Origin of the sequence: Arthrobacter sp. PAMC25284, from assembly GCF_019443425.1 — a bacterium.
Taxonomy (GTDB): domain Bacteria; phylum Actinomycetota; class Actinomycetes; order Actinomycetales; family Micrococcaceae; genus Arthrobacter; species Arthrobacter oryzae_A.
In genome coordinates, this window is sequence record NZ_CP080382.1 from 987,354 (window position 1) to 1,005,798 (window position 18,445).

The window sequence follows — 18,445 nt, forward strand, 5'->3', positions numbered from 1 at the left end:
TTAGTCGAGGTAGTCGCGCAGAACCTGGGACCGGGACGGGTGCCGCAATTTGGACATCGTCTTTGATTCGATCTGGCGGATCCGCTCGCGAGTGACACCGTAGACCTTGCCGATTTCGTCTAAAGTCTTCGGCTGGCCGTCGGTCAGTCCAAAGCGCATCGCCACAACGCCCGCTTCGCGCTCCGAGAGCGTGTCCAGCACCGAGTGCAGCTGTTCCTGCAACAGGGTGAAGCTCACGGCATCGGCCGGGACCACAGCTTCCGAGTCCTCGATCAGGTCGCCGAACTCAGAGTCGCCGTCCTCGCCGAGCGGCGTGTGCAGCGAAATGGGCTCGCGGCCGTACTTCTGGACCTCGACGACTTTCTCCGGGGTCATGTCCAGCTCAAGGGCGAGCTCCTCCGGCGTGGGTTCCCGGCCAAGGTCCTGCAGCATCTGGCGCTGCACGCGGGCCAGCTTGTTGATGACCTCGACCATGTGCACCGGAATACGGATGGTGCGGGCCTGGTCAGCCATGGCGCGGGTGATGGCCTGGCGGATCCACCACGTCGCGTAGGTGGAGAACTTGAAGCCTTTGGTGTAGTCGAACTTCTCGACCGCACGGATGAGCCCCAGGTTGCCTTCCTGGATCAGGTCCAGGAAAAGCATGCCGCGGCCGGTATAGCGCTTGGCGAGGGACACGACGAGGCGGAGGTTTGCCTCCAACAGGTGGTTCTTCGCCCGCTTGCCGTCGTGGATGACGAATTCGAGTTCACGCTTCAGCTTCGGGTCCATGGAACCGTCGTCTGCGTTGATCTTTTCTTCGGCAAAAAGACCTGCCTCAATGCGCAGGGCGAGGTCCACTTCCTGCTCGGCATTCAGCAGGGCGACCTTGCCGATCTGCTTCAGGTAGTCCTTGACGGGGTCGGCCGTGGCGCCGGCTGACATAACCTGCTGGACCGGGGCGTCGTCGTCGTCGGCATCGGAGTAGACGAAACCTGTCCCGGTGCTGGCCTTGGCCTTACCCGAAGCATCGTCACTGTCATCGTTGAGTTCGGCGGCATCGGGAGCGAGGTCATCGAGGTCCTCATCGGCTTCGGAGTCGTCCTCGTCAGACTTGCTGGCGGCCTCTGCCGCGGCTTTGGCGCCGGGCTTGGGCCCGCGCTTCTTGGGCTCAGGCTTCGTGGCACCGGGCACGGCGCCACCCCCATCGGCGGAAGCCGCGTCTTTGACAGCCTTGTTGGCTGCACGCGTGGCGGCACGCTTGGCATTCGCTGCCGCCTTCTTCTCCTCAGGGGACAATTCAGCCTGGTCGGCGGGTTCCTTCTTCGCGGAAGACGGGGTCACAGAAAACCTTTCTAGCGGCGGTCTGTGGAATCACCATACGGGCAACACCACTATGACCCTGTCAAGTCCGTGTTTCACATCAGGTGCAACCACGGCCAGCAGAGCCACTTAGTAAAACTGCCGGGGCGGCCATAATGTTCCCTGTTTTCGGGGTTCATTACAGGCACTCAATACACGGACCCAACCGGGTCTCGGCACCCATTGTCTCACGGTTTTCGTCACCAGTGCTGAACCCGCACATAATCTGCAGTTTTCCTTGACGCCTCACGCCGCGTCCGGCGCGAATTTTTGCCATGCAGACTCCCGCCGGGCTGCCCAGCCGCAAAGCGTGCCCCGAACGGCCACCTCCGCCAGCAGTTCAGCCAGCCGGTAACCCGGGGCCTCCTGAAGGGCCTGCCGGAACAGCGCATCGGCAAAGGAACCCCGGCCGCGGCACCACTCAATCCAACCCCGGCCAGTCAAACCCGCAGCCCGCGCCTCTGCCCCGCTGTCAGCACCCAGCTGGACCAGGACCCGCTCTAGCTTCATCATGAGGCCCCAGTCGGGCACGGCCGGGGCCAGGCCCAGCAGCACCTCCCCATAACCCGGTGTGTCGCGCGCGTCTTTGGCGGAAGCATCCCTGCCCTGTCCCGGGACCTCAGCGAAGCCGTGCAGCGGCGGAAGCGGCAGCGGCTGGACGGGGACGGCCCCGTTGTTTGGCCGGGGAGGAGGGTCGAAGCTGCCGAATTCCGCCGCACCGCGTTCTGCGGCTTCCCTGCCGGCCGCGGCGAGGACCAGCACGGCGTCCCGCCAGACCTGCACGCAAAGGCTGGCCCGCAGGTAGCCGGCCAGCAGCGGCGGCAACTCCTGTCCCGCAGGCGCATGCAGGACCCGCGTCCAGACATCCAACACCCGGCCGAATTGCGCCTGGTCGCGGCGGAGCCCGGCGAACTGCCGCGCCCAGTCCTGCTCCCCCTCCAGCGCCGCCGGATCTGCCGGCGGCCACTGCGGGCCGGCTACTCCGGGGGCGAGGCCAGGCGCGGCGCCTACCGCGCTGCCCCGGAACACCATCTCAGCGTTGAGGCGGCTGTTCAGAATATCTGCGACCGGCCGCCTGGCCGGGGCGCAACACAACGATTCGCCGCAATGGGCGTTCCGCCAAAACCGGTCTCCGATGATCCATGCGTCCCGCACCGGCAGTCCGGCCCCAGCCAGTGCTGTTTCGAGTGCCGCCAGCAACTCAGCCCACAGGTCACCAGCCAGGTCCGCACCATTAGGGTCATCCGCGTCGCCCGCGTCCTCCAGGCTGCCCGCGTCCTCCAGGCTGCCCGCGTCCTCCAGGCTGCCCGCGTCCTCCAGGCTGCCCGCGTCCTCCATGCGGTCCGGGCTGCCCGCCCCGAGGCTGCCGCCCGCGGTGAAGAAGGCGAGCAGCGCGCCGTCGGCTTCGTCGTCGGCCGCCAAGTAGGAGGCCACCGTACGGGCATAGTCCACGGCGCGGCGACCCGGTCCGGCGTCCGGCACTGGGCCTGCTCCGGCGCCGCTGCCGGGAAGGTCCACGCGGAGGGTGGCGCCCAGGCGTTTGCCTTGCATGGTCATGGCCACGAGGCTGTTCTTGGGCCAGTAGCCGAGCGAGTGCGGTATGTAGCCAAGCACGTCCTCGGGTCCGGTAATTTGCAGGTGCTGGGGAGTTGTCATAACGCCACCCTCGCCCTGCGGCGGCCCCGTCGGCAGTCCGGACCTGCCCTATGTGGACAACAGTTGGTTAGGGCATTCGGCACCGCTCCGCGTTGAGTCGGCGCTGCTCGGCGAGTGCCGCCAGCAGCGGCGGCACAACGACACCCTGGGCGGCCATCTGCCGGCGGACTTTCCGCCGGGTTACGAGAACTGCCACGGATCCCCCTGCAAGCAGGACGAACTGAACGCTCAGCGCGACACGGAACGGCGCCAGATCGTACAGTTCCGCCGAATAGCCGGCAGCATGCAGGACATCGAGGACCAGACCGATCAGGTAGATGGCAATCAGTGAGGCGATGAACCCGCCGACGTTAACGATCCCAGTGGCCGTTCCCATCCGGTGGGCGGGATTGAAGGTCCGGGCAAAATCGAATCCGATCATGGAACCCGGCCCGCCAATGGCCAGGACAACAATGAGCACGGCCAGCAGCCAGAGCGGGGACCGGCCAGGGACCAGCAGCACGGCGGCCCAAGCCACCGCAGTCACGGCGGATATGAGCAACACCATGGTGGACCGGCGCAACGGATGCCTCGCCACAAAGCGCCCCATCAACGGTCCGGCAGCGATGGCCGCGGCCACATAGAGGGACAACAGGGCCGAAACAGTCGCCGTGTCCAGGCCCTGCGCAGAGATCAGGAAGGGGTAACCCCAGGTCATGGCGAACACCGTACCGCTGAACTGAACCGTGAAGTGGCTCCACAACCCCAGCCTCGTCCCTGGCTGCCGCCAGGCATGCCCAAGAGAAATCCCGGTGGCGCGAAACCCGGATGCCGGTTCAGGGGCCGGATGGCCCGGCGGCAGGTCCTGGAGCAGGACCAGTACCAGGATTATGACCAGGGCCGACATCCCGGCCAGCGTCAGGAAGGCAGTGGTCCAGCCGGAAGCGTGCAGGATCATCGCGAAGGGCACCACGCTGAAAAGCTGTCCCAGTTGGCCGGACATGCCGGTCAATTGGGTGAGCAGCGGAACCCGCGCGGGTGCGAACCAGAGCGGGAGCAGCCGGATGACGGAGATGAAGGTCATGGCGTCGCCGGCACCCACGAGGACCCGGCCCAGTACACCGCCTGGAATGTTGTCAGCGAAGGCCAATTGGAGTTGACCGAGTCCCATCAGCAAGGCTCCGCCGGCCAGCATGGCGCGGGAACCTAGCCTGTCCACGAGTACGCCGACGGGGATCTGCAACGTTGCGTACACCAGGAGCTGGAGCACGGTGAAGACGGAAATTTCGGCTGCGCTGGCCTGAAAACGCTCGGTGGCCTCGATCCCTGCGACGCCGAAGGACGTGCGCTGGCTGACCGCCACGAGGTACGCGAAAACGCCGATGATCCATATCTGCCAGGCGCGGGGTGCGGTCACTACCCCATTATGCCCGGCCAGAAACTAAATAGTATTTATTTATTTGCCCGGTTCCTTGCGTGCCAGATACGCCTCCACCGCGGCGCCGAGCACGTCCGCGTTCGGAAGTTCGTCGTTCTCATCCGCGAGCAGGGAGCGCCGCACGGTTCCTTCGGCTTTCTCGTCGTATCGAACTTCGAGCCGGGACACGACCTGCTGGACCTCTTCCGATCCTTCGACCTGTTCGGCGATTTGTCGGCCGACTTCCCGTCCGGCCTCCCGCAACCGGTCCGTCGGCAGCATCAGGGACGTGGCGGCACCCAGGTACTCCAGTCCCGCAACTGCGGCCGTCGGATACTCCGCCTCGGCGAGATAGTGCGGCACGTGCATGACGTAGCCGGCGACATCCCGTTCTGCCGCCGTCAGCCGCAGCTCGAGGATGTGTCCCACAGCGGCCGGCACCTCGACGGTGGGCTTCCACACCGATATTCCCTCAATAAGATCCGGCCGGTTGCCGTGAACGGTCACGCCAACCGGACGGGTATGCGGCACAGGCATCGGGATGGAATGGATCCAGGTGGTGAGGTTGACGTCCAGTTCGTCGACCAGACCCACGACGGCGCGGGCAAAGCGTTCCCACTGCAGATCGGGTTCGAACCCGGCAAGGAGCAGGAAGGGGCTTCCCAGCCCGTCAATGAGCCGGTACAGGGCGAGGCTGGGCGCCTGGTAGTCCTGCAGGTGGTCTTCGACAAAGCTGATCTGCGGGCGGCGGCTCCGGTAGTCGATGAGCTGGTCCGCGTCGAATTCAACAATCAGTGCGGTGTCGAGGGTGTCCAGCAGTTCGGTGGTGATCTGCCGGACAACGTGGCCGGCGTCGGCGAATCCGGTAAAGCCCATCACAAGATTCAACCCGCGCAGTTCCTCACGGTCGAACAGCTCATCATCACGCCAGTACAGCGATTTCGGGTCCAGCAGGGAGCCGGAAGTCCGGTCAGTCACGGCATGTTCCTTTCGCGGTAGCAGCGGTTGCGGGCAGGGTCCGCGGTGGCGGAACCGGCGCAGCGGCGGTTCCGCCACAGAGGCCCCCGCCAGATATCAATTGTCCGGGACGCGCCGCTACCAGTAACAACGCACGGGCTCCCGGGCTAATTCCTACCCGCGGTGTGCGCCAACTCTCATTCATTTGATCCGCAGGGCCGCCAACCGACTACGATCGGAACCGGCCCTAGTGACGGCCAAAGACACCGGGTGGCGTCTAAACAAGATGCCGGCCCGGGAACCCAAGGCAGGGCGCCGAACATGCGGTTCCTGCTGACATCAGAGAGAAGTGAGGACTGTCCTCGTGGTCAAGAATACTGAAGTGAAACTTAGTGCAATCGCAGGGAGCCTCCTGAAGTTCCCCGGTGACGCCCTCGTGGTCGGCGTCGGGCAGGGTCCTGACGGTCCCGTCCTGCTGGAGAACCCGCTGTCGGCCAAGGCCGCAGAAGCTCTTGCCGAGACACTGCGCATTCTTGGCGTGACCGGGGCTTCCGACCAGGCGCACCGCGTGCCGGGGCTGCCGGAAACCGGAGCCGCCGTCCTGGTGCTGGCAGGTGTGGGAAAGCTGTCCGGTTCGCAGCCGCTCACTGAAGAGACCCTCCGGCGTGCCGCCGGCTCTGCCGTCCGTCAATTGGCCGGCCTCAGCACCGTGACGCTCGCCCTTCCGACGGCGTCACTGGCCGACGTCGCCGCCGTCGCCGAAGGTGCAGCGATGGGCGCCTACTCCTTCACCGAACACCGCTCCTCGAAGGACGGCCTCAAAGCACCGGTGGAGAACGTCGTGATCAGCACCGGGTTCGCCAGGGACAAGGGCCTTCAGCCGGTGCTCGAGCGTGCCGCCCTGATCGGCAAGGCAGTCAACGCGACCCGTACGCTCGTGAACCAGCCGCCCAGCCACCTTTATCCGGAGACCTTTGCCGACGCCGCCAAGGAGCTGTCCAAGGGCCTGCCGGTCAAGGTGACCGTCTGGGATGAAAAGCGCCTCGAAAAGGAGGGCTTCGGCGGCATCATGGGGGTGGGCAAAGGCTCTTCCCGGCAACCGCGCCTGGTTAAGGTCGAATATGCTCCCGCCAAGGCGGCGGCAAAGATTGCCCTCGTCGGTAAGGGAATCACCTTCGATACCGGCGGGATTTCCATCAAGCCGGCCCTGGGCATGGGCGACATGAAGAGTGACATGGCGGGCGCCGCCGTCGTGCTGAACACCGTGCTGGCCATCGCAGGACTCGGTCTGCCCGTGAAGGTGACCGCCTGGCTCTGCATCGCGGAAAACATGCCCTCCGGTGCCGCCTCACGTCCCGCCGACGTGCTGACCATGTTTGGCGGCAAGACCGTAGAGGTCCTGAACACCGACGCCGAGGGCCGCCTGGTCATGGCCGATGGCATCGTCGCCGCAAGCCAGGAGTACCCGGACGCCATCATCGACGTCGCCACCCTGACCGGCGCCCAGCTGATCGCCCTCGGCAACCGCACCGCGGGTGTGATGGGTGCCGACTCAGTGACCGGCCCGCTCAAGGCCGCCGCGGACCGCGCCGGCGAACTCGTCTGGCCGATGCCGCTGCCGGAGGAACTGCGGCCCAGCCTGGACTCCCAGGTCGCCGACCTGGCGAACATCGGTGAACGCCACGGCGGCATGATGACAGCCGCCGTTTTCCTGCGGGAATTTGTCGGCAAGGACAAAGACGGAGCGCAGATTCCGTGGGCTCATATCGACATTGCCGGCCCGTCGTTTAACAACGGCAGCCCCTACGGCTACAACCACAAACAGGCAACGGGCTGCACCGTACGCACCCTGGTGGCTTACGTCGAGGACGTCCTGGCCGCGACCGCCTGATCCCGCCGGTGTGGTGGTCCGGCCGCTACGGCCCGGCCACCACTTCGCGTGACTCTGGACACAGGCACGCCACAATCGGTGCGACAAGGTGGAGCATGTAATAGTGGTTCGCTAAGGTGAACCACGGTAGTCCCAATCTATTAGTCACATATGAAAGGGAACCTGCCGGCTGGCATAATCGCCGCAGGCAGGTTCCAAGACCAGATGATGCGTACTCTCGTGTCATCGTTCACGCGAGGGAGCGTTTTAGTGGCCGATCAGGCAACTGCGCAAGAATTCGACATCCTGGTTCTCGGCGGCGGCAGCGGCGGTTACGCAACCGCCCTGCGAGCTGTCCAGCTCGGCCTTACCGTGGGCCTGGTCGAGAAGGCCAAGCTCGGCGGTACATGCCTGCACAACGGCTGTATCCCCACAAAAGCCCTGCTGCACTCCGCAGAACTGGCGGACCATGCCCGCGATGCGTCCAAGTACGGCGTCAATGTGACCCTTGACGGCGTCGACATGACCGCCGTCAACGCCTACAAAGACGGCATCATCGCCGGCAAATATAAGGGCCTGCAGGGTCTGATCAAGAGCAAAAAAGACATCACTGTCATCGAGGGTGAGGGCAAGCTCCAGGGCGCCGACACCGTCGTCGTGAACGGCACTGCGTACAAGGGCAAGAACATCGTCCTCGCCACAGGGTCCTACTCCCGTTCGCTGCCGGGCCTCGAAATCGGCGGCCGTGTCATCACCTCGGATGAAGCCCTCACCATGGACTACATCCCCAAGAGTGTCATCATCCTCGGCGGCGGCGTTATCGGCGTCGAGTTCGCTTCCGTGTGGAAGTCCTTCGGCGTTGACGTCACCGTCGTGGAAGGCCTGCCGTCGCTGGTCCCCAATGAAGACCCGACCATCGTCAAGGCGTTTGAGCGTGCCTTCAAGAAGCGCGGCATCAAATTCAACACCGGCACCTTCTTCCAGGGTGTTGAGCAGAACGCCGACGGCGTCAAGGCCACCCTCGTGGACGGCAAGACCTTCGAAGCGGAGCTTATGCTCGTCGCGGTCGGCCGCGGCCCCGTCACGGCCAATCTTGGATACGAGGAGGCCGGGCTGAACATTGACCGCGGCTTCGTCATCACCAACGAACGCCTGCACACCGGCGTCGGCAACATCTACGCCGTCGGCGACATCGTCCCGGGCGTGCAGTTGGCCCACCGCGGCTACCAGCAGGGCATCTTCGTCGCCGAGGAAATCGCCGGCATGAGCCCCGTGGTCGTCGAGGACATCAACATCCCCAAGGTCACCTACTCCGAGCCGGAAATTGCCACGGTCGGATACTCCGAGCCGGCAGCCAAGGCGAAGTTCGGCGAGGACCAGGTCGAGACGCAGGAATACAACCTCGCCGGGAACGGCAAGAGCTCGATCCTCGGCACCAGCGGCCTGGTCAAGCTGGTCCGGCAGAAAAACGGCCCCGTGGTCGGCGTCCACATGATCGGTCAGCGCATGGGCGAGCAGATCGGCGAGGCCCAGCTGATCGTCAACTGGGAGGCCTACCCCGAGGATGTCGCCCAATTGCTGCACGCCCACCCGACGCAGAATGAGTCGCTGGGCGAAGCACACATGGCCCTGGCCGGTAAACCCCTCCACGGCTAAGCACTCCCGCAAGACAACAGAGCTTAGTGCACCGGGCTGGAAAAGCCGGGTGCACTAAGCTCGAACACGGCAGCAATCATCCGCACTAAAGATCAATAAGGAGAACGGGGACGACATGTCTGAATCCGTTAACTTGCCCGCCCTTGGTGAGAGCGTCACCGAAGGAACCGTCACACGCTGGCTCAAGCAGGTAGGTGACCGGGTAGAGGTGGACGAGCCGCTGCTCGAAGTCTCCACCGACAAAGTAGACACCGAGATCCCCTCTCCGATTGCGGGCATCATCGAAGAAATCCTCGTCGCCGAAGACGAGACCGCTGAAGTCGGCGCACCGCTGGTGCGGATCGGCTCCGGCGAACAGTCTGCCCCCGCAGCCGAAGAAGCCCCGGCGCAGGAAGCCCCCGCCGAAGAAGCCTCCGCCGAACAGCCCGCAGAGCCGGAAGCGGCCGCCCCTGAGGCAGCAGCCCCCGCCGCCGAGGATGCCACGTCCGGCGAGGTACACGAAGTCACACTTCCGGCCCTGGGCGAGAGCGTCACCGAAGGCACCGTGACCCGCTGGCTCAAGAGCGTCGGTGACACAGTTGAGGTGGACGAGCCGCTGCTGGAGGTCTCCACCGACAAGGTCGACACCGAGATCCCGTCGCCGGTGGCAGGGACCCTGCAGGAAATCCGGGTCAACGAGGATGAAACCGCCGAGGTCGGCTCCGTGCTGGCTATCATCGGTTCCGGTGCCGCAGCCCCGGCCGCGGCTCCCCAGCAGGAAGCTCCCAAGCAGGAAGCCCCCAAGCAGGAGGAAGCCCCCAAGCAGGCTGAGGCTCCGAAGCAGGCTGAGGCTCCGAAGCAGGAGGAAGCTCCGAAGCAGGAGGAAGCTCCGAAGCAGGAGGAAGCTCCGAAGCAGGAGGAAGCTCCGAAGCAGGAAGCCCCTGCGGCAGCGCAGGGCGCCGCAGCTCCGGCTGAATCCGGCTACGTCACCCCCCTGGTCCGCAAGCTGGCCAACCAGCAGGGCATCGACATCGCCTCCCTGACCGGCACCGGCGTCGGCGGCCGCATCCGGAAGCAGGACGTCCTGGCAGCAGCTGAGGCCAAGGCGGCACCGGCAGCGGCCAGCGCCCCGGCGTCTGCTCCGGCAGCCGCACCGGCTTCGGAGGCGGCCTCTTCACTGCGCGGCACCGTGCAGAAGGCTCCGCGCATTCGCCAGGTCATCGCCCGCCGTATGCGCGAGTCCCTGGATACCTCCACGCAGCTGACCCAGGTGCACGAGGTCGACATGACCAAGGTTGCCAAGCTGCGGACCCGCGCCAAGGATTCGTTCCAGGCCCAGAATGGTTCCAAGCTGACCTTCCTGCCTTTCATCGCCAAGGCCGTTGCCGAGGCACTGAAGCAGCACCCGAAGGTCAATGCTTCCTACGACGAGGACAAGCAGGAGATCACCTACCACAACGCCGAGCACCTGGCGATTGCGGTGGACACGGATAAGGGCCTGCTGGTCCCGGTTATCAACGACGCGGGCAACCTGAACATGGCGGGCCTGGCTGGAAAGATCGCCGACGTCGCGGACCGCACCCGAAAGGGCAAGATTGGACCGGATGAGCTGTCCGGCGGTACGTTCAGCATCACGAACATCGGCTCGGTCGGCGCTCTCTTCGACACGCCGATCATCAACCAGCCGCAGGTGGCCATCCTGGGCACGGGCGCGATCGTCAAGCGTGCCGTTGTGGTCTCGGACGAAAATGGCGATGACTCGCTGGCTATCCGCTCGATGATGTACCTCTCCCTGACGTACGACCACCGTCTGGTGGACGGCGCGGACGCCGGCCGGTTCCTGCAGACGCTGAAAACGCGTCTGGAAGCAGGGGCGTTCGAGGCAGACCTCGGCCTCTAGGCCTCAGCAGCACCAACGGCGGCGGCCGTGAGGGCACCGGTGGGAAACCACCTGGCAGCCAGCACGGCCGCCGCTTTTTGATTTCAGGACCCGGCGGGTCCTTCTCTTGTGCAGCGTGGCTGGATAGCTACACTGATGCCATGGTTATCCTGTTTAACATCGTGGTCTTCCTGCACATCGTCGGCGCGGCCATGGTGGTCGGTATCTGGATTGGCCATTTGAAGACTCCCATCGTCCACCCCCGCCAGTTCGACGGCGCGATGTTGTCGATTCTCACCGGAATCGCCCTGATGGGCCTGCTCCCGATCCTGCACAACCAGGATCCCAGCGAGTTCGGCGATCCGAACTACTTCAAACTGGGCATCAAATTCGCCATCGGTCTTGGCGTGGGTGTCCTGGCCTTTATTGGCCGGCGCAAGTTCAAGAAGGGCGAGAAGATTGAGCTGAGCATGGCCCACGGTGTTGGCGGGCTGGGCCTGCTGAACATTGCCATCGCCACACTCTGGCAGTAGCCAGGACCTGACGTTTCGCGGCGACGCTCCCCCGCGGGGGAGCGTCGCCGTTTGCGTTGGCGCCCGTTTCCCGTGCTGTCCGGCTCCGCCGGCGTCACCGCGGGGCGCCCTCTTCCACGACGCGGTAGCCCGGAGAAGTCATAGTCAAGATCCGGTAACAGTTCTCTCACAGCGGATACCGCTCCGGACGGGGCCGAGACTGCCTAAGATAGGACTCGGCACGGACCGGCACCAGCCGGACCGCTGATGCTAATCAACGTCGAGGAGTGGACATGGCAGCAACACGCACCGCACATACCGTATGGAATGGCGACCTCATGTCAGGGGCAGGCAGCACAACGCTGGACAGCTCCGGGTTGGGCACGTATGACGTCACCTGGAAGGCCCGCGCCGAGTCGGCTGCTGGCAAGACGAGCCCAGAGGAACTGATCGCCGCGGCCCACTCAGCCTGCTTCTGCATGCAGCTGAGCAACCTGCTGGCACAGGCCGGTCACACCCCGGATGAGCTCAACGCCAAAGCGGATGTCACCTTTGTGCCCGGGACCGGCATCACCGACAGCCACCTCACCCTGTCCGCCAAGGTTCCCGGCATCTCCGAGGAGGACTTCCAGCGAATCGCCGATGAAGCGAAGTCCACCTGCCCGGTCTCCGGCGCCCTGACCGGACTCAAGATCACCCTGGACGCGACCCTCGTGTCCTAGCACATTCCCCGGTCCGGCTAGCCCCAGGCAGGGCACCGAACCACCAAGGCCCCCGCTTCCCGCCATACTGGCGCTGGAAACGGGGGCCTTTGCCGTAACGCCCGACCGGATCTCCGTCGGTGCCCGGTCAGGCGTCGGGTTGCCTAGCCCTGGTTGTCCTGCTGGCGTGCGGGCAACGGGGAGGGCCGGACCAGCCGGTATCCCTCGCGCAGCGGCGGCCGGTCAGTGGGCAGTTCCTGGATCATTTCCTTAAGCGCGCCAATCCCGTATTCCAGCTGGGGATCCGTACCGGCAGCGTAGGCATGCGGCGGGAATGCTACCTCAATGTCCGGAGCGACGCCGAAGTTCTCCACACCCCAGCCGACGCCGCCGGCGAACCAGGTGGCGTAGCGGGGCTGGGTGACGCCCGTGCCGTCGGCCAGGGCGAAGCGGTTGTCGATCCCTACAACCCCGCCCCAGGTCCGGGTTCCGATGACCGGCCCCGATCCCGCGCAACTTGGAAACCTGCGTGATGATGTCGCCGTCGGACCCGGCGAATTCGTCGGTCAAAATAATGACCGGCCCGCGCGGTGCGTGGTGCGGGTAAGTCCGGGGTTTCTCACCGCGCGGCATGCTCCATCCGGTGACCTTGCGTCCTATAAGCTCCGCGACGAGCTGCGAGGTGTGGCCGCCGCGGTTACGGCGGACGTCGACGATGAGTCCGTCCAGCGCCGTTTCGGTGTCGAGGTCGCGGTGCAGCTGGGCCCAGCCGTTGGCCAGCATGTCCGGGATATGCAGGTAGCCAAAGGTCCCCTGTGAGGCTTCCCGCACAGTCCGGCGGTTGCCGGCGACCCACTCCTGATAGCGCAGGCGTTCCTCATCCTTGACCGGAACCACGGCCACGCGGCGCTGCTGTCCGGCCAGGTCGCCATGCCCGGCGCCGTTGAGGAGCGTCAGCTCCACGGCCCGCCCTGCCGCGCCTACCAGCTGCATGGCCGGGGCCAGCGCGTTGGAGAGCTCGACGCCGTCGATCGCCAGCAGGACATCGCCGGCCTTGGCATCCGCCCCGGGCCGGGTGAGCGGCGAGGTGGCCAGCGGGTCCGAGGACTCCCCTGCCAGAATCCGGGTGATCTCCCAGCCCCTGCCGGTGAAGGCGAAATCGGCGCCGAGCCGGCCCTGGCCGTTGCTGCCGTTCTCCGAGACCGCCCTGGGACGGACGTAGGCATGGGACGTGCCCAGCTCGCCGTGCAGTTCCCAGAGCAGGTCCACGAGGTCGTCGTGGGAGCCGAGCCGGTCCACGACCGGCCGGTAGCGGGCATGGATCGAGTCCCAGTCCTGGCCGGCCATGTCCTCGGTCCAGAAGAAGTCGCGCTGGAGGCGCCAGGTTTCGTCGAAGGCCTGGCCCCAGACGCTGAGGGGTTCGAGCAGCACCCGGATCCGGCTCAGGTCCACGGTGACCAGCTGCCCCGATTCCTCGTCGGCTTTGGCGGCTGTCGGCGCGACGCGGATCTGCTTCTCGTGCAGGTAAACGATTTTCCCGCCGTCGCCGGAGAGCCGGTAGCTGTCCAACGACTCCACGATCGTCGCGAGGCGGCGTTTGGCCATGTCAAAACGGACCAGGCTCGGCGCGGTTTTGCGGTCCTCCAGGCTTGCGCGTCCTTCCCCGGTCACACCCGAAAGCTCGCTGTCGAGCCACAGCAGCGCTTCGTCGGTTGCGGTGAGTGCGGAATAGTTGCCCTGGCGCACGGGAACGGCAATGACCCGGTGCGCGAGTCCTTCGGCGTCAACGCGGACAACGGGCAGCCGGTCCCCGCTTTCGTCCGAGGGGTCACTGGCCACATCAGCGGCCACGTCCAGATCGACGGTGGGGCCGAAGGGGGACGGCGTGTCGGCGGCCAGTGCCACCAGATACGGCTTGATCGGGCTCGGAAACGAGAGATCGAACGAGTGCCCGTCGTAGACCGGGTCGAAGCTGCGGTTGGACAGGAAGGCAAGGAACTTTCCGTCCGGAGTGAAGGAGGGAGATTCGTCGCAGAACCGGCCGTCCGTGACCTCGATGATCGCCGACGCCGGGATGCCCTCCGGGCCGGCGGCGAGGCCGTCGCCGATGCTGGCAATCCGCAGCCGGCTCCGGGACCCAAACGATGTCACCGGCTCGGACCAGCCCAGCCACGTCGAATCCGGGGACCAACTGAAGCCCTCGATGCTGCCTTCGCCGATGCTGCTCACGAGCGACAGGGCGCCCGTCCGGGTGTCGGCAAGGTAAATGCCGCCGAAGGACGTTCCGACGGCGAGCCAGCGTCCGTCGGGGCTGGCCTCCAGCGCGCTGGTCCTGGTTGGTGTGGGAAATCCGATCCTCATAGTCTGGAGCGGTTCCGGGCTTTCCTGTTCGGCACCGGCCGCCACAGCAATGCCCGGGGCAGCCGCCGGGGCGGAAACCGGGACGCTCACCGGCACCTCGGTCCCGGCAAAACCGCCCACCCGTGCGGCGGAGACCGGTTTCGGCAGCGGCATCCCGGCTCCGGCGTCGTCCCCGGCTGCCGTTTCCTCCCGGGCCTGAGCCGGCCGCGGTGACGCCTTACCGTGCCCCGGCACGCCGGGCACGGGCGCCGCGATGGCTTTCACATACAGGGCTTCGACGCCGTCGTGGTCCGCGACGTAGGCAATCCTGCCCTCACCCAACGGGCGCGGCAGGCGGGCCCGGACACCGGGGGTGGCTTCGAGGACACGGGACGGACCGTCCTTATGCCGCAGCCAGTGCACCGTGCCGTGGGCTTCGACGGCGCTGGAGCCACCGGTGCGGTCGGGGACGACGTCGCCGAGGTGCCGTGCCGGTTTCAGCAGGACGGCACGGCGGGCCTGCGAGGCGGACCCGAGCGAAATTTCGAGCTTGACCGGTTCGCTGCCGAGGTCCGTCAGGAGCCACAGCTCACCGGCTGATTCGAAGACCACGCGTTTGCCGTCAGTGGCCGCGTGCCGGACATAGAAGTCCTCGTGGTCGGTATGGCGCCGCAGGCCGGTGCCGTTGGGCAGCACTGAGTAGAGGTTGCCGTAGCCTTCGTGGTCGGACAGGAACGCGATGCGTCCGTTGACCCACATGGGATCGGTGAGGTTCCCGTCGATTTCTGCGGCGAGCCGCTCAAACTCGCCGTTTCCGTCGCCGTCGATCCAGAGCTTGCCGGCGGCGCCGCCCCGGTACCGCTTCCACCAGGCGGGCTCACGGGAGAGGACGCTGGCCAGGACCACGGGACGTTCGTCGCCGACGACGGGCCCGAAGGCGACGGATTCAACCGGGCCGAATCCGAGTTCCTGCGCCCAGCCGCCGCTGACCGGCAGGCTGTACGCGTGCGTGTGGCGGCTATCGGACTGCTTGAATGCGCTGGTGACGACGATGTCGCCGTCGGGGGTGAATCCCTTGACCCGCGTGGAACTGTGACCGAAGTAGCTCAGCTGGCGGTAGCCGCCGCCGTCGACGTCCGCGACGACAACTTCCGGGGCGGTGCCTTGGACCACGGTCCAGACCAGATGTTTTCCGTCGGGCGTGAAGCGGGGATTCCTGGCCGGCAGCTGCAGTGAGGACACGCGCCAGGCGCGGCCGCCCTGAAGGGGCGCAATCCAGACATCGTCCTCGGCCACGAAGGTGATCAGGTCACCGTGCACATGCGGGAAACGGAAGTAACTCGAAGAGGTCATCGTTAGATCATAGTCAACGCGGCCCGTGCCCCTTTGAAGGTTTCGCGGCCGTGCCGGGCATGGTGAGATGGATCATGCGAATCATTGTTGCCGGTGCCTCCGGGCTGATCGGAACCGCCCTTTCCAGCAGTCTGCGCAGCAGCGGGCACGACGTCGTGGCTCTGGTCCGCCGGCCGGCCGCCTCGCCGTCGGAGTTCGAGTGGAACCCGGCGGAGGGCCGGATCGACGACGCCGCACTGCAGGGCGCCGACGCGGTGATCAACCTCTCCGGCGCCGGGATCGGCGACCGGCCGTGGACCAAGGCCCGGATCGCGGAGCTCCTCGCCTCGCGGGTAGGGCCGACGCGCACCCTGACGGCCGCGATGTCCCGGCTGGAGGTGCCGCCGGCCGTCTTCCTGAGCCAGTCGGCATCCGGCTATTACGGCAGCGCCGGGCCAGTGGTGCTTCGCGAGAATGCTCCGGCGGGGACCGGCACGCTGGCCCGGATCTGCGTCGAATGGGAGGCTGCGGCGCACGAGGCACCGGCGGGGGTCCGGGTTGTCACGCCGCGCACCGGTGTGGTCCTTAGCAGGTCCGGCGGCGCGCTGGGCCGTCTGATGCCGCTGCTTCGCCTGGGCGTGGGCGGCCCGCTCGGCAACGGCCGGCAGTACTGGCCCTGGGTCACGCTTCCGGATGTCGCGGGCGCGTTTTCGTTCCTGCTCACCGCCCCGGTGAGCGGAGCGGTGAATCTGTGTGCTCCCGAAAGCGCTGATGTGAACTCCCTGATAGCAGGGCTGGCCGGAGCCCTGCACCGCCCGGCACTCCTGCGGGTCCCGGCCCCGGTGCTGCGGCTTGTGATGGGACAACTCGCTGAGGAGCTGCTCCTGGCCAGCCAGCGAATGGAACCGGCGGTGCTGGCCGGTGCAGGATTTGAATGGCAGCACCCAGCCCTGGCTCAGGCCGCGGCGTGGGTTGCTGAACGGGGCTGACTGGCCTCCTGGACCCGGGGCTTAGCCGCCCGGCTCTCCGGTAAGAGAGTCGGTAAGAGGGTCACCGGGGGACGGCTCTCCGGTGAGAGGTTCGTCGGCGAGGATCTCGGAAATCCGCCAGGCCCCATGAACGCGGATCAGTGCGAGCCGCATCCGGACTTCGTCGCCGGCCGGCCATTCCGCCACTACCGTTCCTGCGGCATTCAGTTCCTGGTAGGGCGTCGTCACGGCGGTGACGGCCAGCAGGGCGCGGGCCGGGTCACTGCCGGGCGATTCGAACGCCCGGGTCAGTGTCGTCGAGAACCCGTGCAGGCGGTGCCCGGTCTCGGCCAGCCGCGTGCTGATCGGGGCATCGGCGGCCGCCGCCCCGGACGCCGGGGCGTTGACCTCGTCAAGCAAGCGCAGGTCCCCCGAGCTGAAGGCCAGTGACCGCAGCCCGGCCAGGCCCCGGGCCGCGGCTGCCGGATCCGCGGCACAGAGCAGGTCGCGGAGTTCCGCCGGGACTGATGCCCGCGCCGCGGCCGGTTCCGTGTTTTGTGCTTCCGCGGCCGTCGTTTCCGGGACCTGTTCCGGGACGGCCAGGATCGTGGGTGCCGGACGACGAGGCGTTCCTCCGGTATCAGCCGGCGGCGGGAAGGAGGGCGCCGGCGCTGTATGGCCCGGGAGCCCGGGGACCACCACAAGCTGACCGGACTTTCCGCCGAGGATCCACCACGCACCGGCCAGTCCAGCCACGACGACGCCCGCCAGTGCCATGACCGTAGCTGCGGTCCGCGGCCTGCGGCGTAGGCCGGACCGCGCGCCAGCGGAGGAAGCGGCACCCGGGAGGGCGTGCCGTCCCACCGGCGGGTGGGCCGGCCGGGCCGGCACCGGGCGATCGGTGGCGTTGCCCGCGCCGCGCCCGGGCCGCAATGAGCGAAACCATCCGTGGAGCCGGGCGATCCGCCGCTCCCCCGCGCTGACCGGCAGGGACCGGCGGGTCAGCAGCCGGGGAATCACCTCGGGGTGGACGGAGACGGAAAGATCCACGGGATCTGCGGGCGCGCTCCGGTAGATTGCGGCCGCGAGGACCGCTGCCGAGGGCCGCTCCTGCCGGTCCTCGCTGAGCCCGGCCTCGAGTGCCGCCGCCAGGTCCGGCGGAACGTCCGGTACCGCGAGGGACAGCGGCGGACGCAGCCGGGTCGGGCCGGGCGCTGAGCCCGTCAGGCAAAACCAGCCGAGGGCCGCGACGGAGTAGACGTCGCGCTCCGGTTGCAGCCCGGCCCTGGCCCCGTCCGTTGGCACCGGGTCACGGAACCCAGCCGTTCCGGCTTCAGCAGGCCCGACAACATCGGCAACCATCCGCGCCACCCCCAGATCGGCCAGCATTGGTTTCCCGTGGGCCGTGAACAACACATTTCCAGGGGACACATCGCCGTGGGCGAAGCCGCGCGTGTGCAGATAAGCCAGCACCTGGGCTACGGGAGTCAGGACTGTCACCGCCTCCCCTGCCCCGAGCCTGCCGCGCGCCGCGAGAAGCTCCGCCAGCGTCCCGCCCGGCGCGTAGTCCAGCAAGAGGCCCAGTCCGCCGTCGCCGTCCGGCCACCGCACCACAGCGTGGGCACGCACGAGGTGCTCATGCTCGAGTACCGACAGGATACGGAGTTCGCGCCGCATCCCCTCCTCGGTACCGTCTTCGCTGAACGGGCGGTCGAAGCACTTGAGGGCGTACTCGTGGCCGGTGGACCGTTCGATGACGTGCCATACGGTGGCGCTGCCGCCACGGCCAAGACGCCGGCCAACGTCGTACCCGGGCACCTCGGGCACTCCTCCACTGTCCTCGGGAAGTTCTTCCATA

13 protein-coding genes are annotated in these 18,445 nt (G+C 66.7%); 6 read left to right on the top strand and 7 right to left on the bottom strand.

Going from position 1 to position 18,445, the window contains the following annotated elements; all coding sequences use genetic code 11:
• The 4 genes from KY499_RS04690 to KY499_RS04705 all read right to left on the bottom strand — a co-directional run bounded on the left by KY499_RS04690 (position 1) and on the right by KY499_RS04705 (position 5,371).
• Positions 1–1,323: an RNA polymerase sigma factor gene (locus KY499_RS04690; RefSeq protein WP_219886330.1), complete on the bottom strand. Its 1,323-nt coding sequence runs from the start codon at positions 1,321–1,323 to the stop codon at positions 1–3.
• A 264-nt stretch (positions 1,324–1,587) separates the two neighbouring features.
• Positions 1,588–2,997 carry a DUF4192 family protein gene (locus tag KY499_RS04695; protein ID WP_219886332.1) on the bottom strand — a complete coding sequence of 470 codons (1,410 nt, stop codon included), beginning with the start codon at positions 2,995–2,997 and terminating at the stop codon, positions 1,588–1,590.
• Positions 2,998–3,064: 67 nt separating this feature from the next.
• The gene (locus tag KY499_RS04700) at positions 3,065–4,393 is read right to left on the bottom strand and encodes a nitrate/nitrite transporter (protein WP_219886333.1); all 1,329 of its coding nucleotides are present in this window, start codon (positions 4,391–4,393) and stop codon (positions 3,065–3,067) included.
• Between the two features lie 39 nt (positions 4,394–4,432).
• Complete coding sequence (locus tag KY499_RS04705; RefSeq protein ID WP_219886335.1) at positions 4,433–5,371, bottom strand: proteasome assembly chaperone family protein; 939 nt, start codon at positions 5,369–5,371, stop codon at positions 4,433–4,435.
• Positions 5,372–5,714: 343 nt separating this feature from the next.
• On the opposite strand from KY499_RS04705, the gene KY499_RS04710 reads away from it, so the two are divergent.
• From KY499_RS04710 to KY499_RS04730, 5 genes are all read left to right on the top strand, one after another.
• Positions 5,715–7,241 carry a leucyl aminopeptidase gene (locus KY499_RS04710; protein ID WP_123256386.1) on the top strand — a complete coding sequence of 509 codons (1,527 nt, stop codon included), beginning with the start codon at positions 5,715–5,717 and terminating at the stop codon, positions 7,239–7,241.
• A gap of 249 nt (positions 7,242–7,490) precedes the next feature.
• Complete coding sequence (gene lpdA, locus KY499_RS04715) at positions 7,491–8,876, top strand: dihydrolipoyl dehydrogenase (protein ID WP_123256385.1); 1,386 nt, start codon at positions 7,491–7,493, stop codon at positions 8,874–8,876.
• 115 nt (positions 8,877–8,991) lie between these two features.
• Positions 8,992–10,755 (top strand): 2-oxoglutarate dehydrogenase, E2 component, dihydrolipoamide succinyltransferase, encoded by a 1,764-nt coding sequence (sucB, locus tag KY499_RS04720; RefSeq protein WP_219886337.1) that lies wholly within the window; start codon positions 8,992–8,994, stop codon positions 10,753–10,755.
• 140 nt (positions 10,756–10,895) lie between these two features.
• Positions 10,896–11,267, top strand: coding sequence for a hypothetical protein (locus tag KY499_RS04725; protein ID WP_123256383.1), 372 nt, complete (start codon positions 10,896–10,898; stop codon positions 11,265–11,267).
• Between the two features lie 272 nt (positions 11,268–11,539).
• Positions 11,540–11,968: an OsmC family protein gene (locus KY499_RS04730; protein WP_123256382.1), complete on the top strand. Its 429-nt coding sequence runs from the start codon at positions 11,540–11,542 to the stop codon at positions 11,966–11,968.
• Positions 11,969–12,111: 143 nt separating this feature from the next.
• On the opposite strand, the gene KY499_RS18710 is transcribed toward KY499_RS04730, so the two are convergent.
• Positions 12,112–12,408 (bottom strand): hypothetical protein, encoded by a 297-nt coding sequence (locus tag KY499_RS18710; protein ID WP_375141133.1) that lies wholly within the window; start codon positions 12,406–12,408, stop codon positions 12,112–12,114.
• Positions 12,290–15,640, bottom strand: a complete 3,351-nt coding sequence (locus tag KY499_RS04735; RefSeq protein ID WP_375141117.1) for a PDZ domain-containing protein — start codon at positions 15,638–15,640, stop codon at positions 12,290–12,292. The genes KY499_RS18710 and KY499_RS04735 overlap by 119 nt, the downstream gene beginning before the upstream one ends.
• Positions 15,641–15,714: 74 nt before the next feature.
• Here KY499_RS04735 and KY499_RS04740 point away from each other — a divergent pair, with 74 nt between their 5' ends.
• Positions 15,715–16,608, top strand: a complete 894-nt coding sequence (locus KY499_RS04740; RefSeq protein ID WP_123256380.1) for a TIGR01777 family oxidoreductase — start codon at positions 15,715–15,717, stop codon at positions 16,606–16,608.
• A 21-nt stretch (positions 16,609–16,629) separates the two neighbouring features.
• Here the strand turns inward: KY499_RS04740 and KY499_RS04745 are convergent, their stop codons facing one another.
• Positions 16,630–18,444 (bottom strand): serine/threonine-protein kinase, encoded by a 1,815-nt coding sequence (locus KY499_RS04745; protein ID WP_219886338.1) that lies wholly within the window; start codon positions 18,442–18,444, stop codon positions 16,630–16,632.
• Between the last annotated feature and the right edge of the window lies 1 nt (position 18,445).

Coding starts and splice junctions, on each gene's coding strand:
- KY499_RS04735 (WP_375141117.1), bottom strand. CDS start 15,640: ATGACCTCTTCGAGTTACTTCCGTTTCCCGCATGTGCACGGTGACCTG.
- KY499_RS04745 (WP_219886338.1), bottom strand. CDS start 18,444: ATGGAAGAACTTCCCGAGGACAGTGGAGGAGTGCCCGAGGTGCCCGGG.
- KY499_RS04725 (WP_123256383.1), top strand. CDS start 10,896: ATGGTTATCCTGTTTAACATCGTGGTCTTCCTGCACATCGTCGGCGCG.
- sucB (WP_219886337.1), top strand. CDS start 8,992: ATGTCTGAATCCGTTAACTTGCCCGCCCTTGGTGAGAGCGTCACCGAA.
- KY499_RS04730 (WP_123256382.1), top strand. CDS start 11,540: ATGGCAGCAACACGCACCGCACATACCGTATGGAATGGCGACCTCATG.
- KY499_RS04695 (WP_219886332.1), bottom strand. CDS start 2,997: ATGACAACTCCCCAGCACCTGCAAATTACCGGACCCGAGGACGTGCTT.
- KY499_RS04740 (WP_123256380.1), top strand. CDS start 15,715: ATGCGAATCATTGTTGCCGGTGCCTCCGGGCTGATCGGAACCGCCCTT.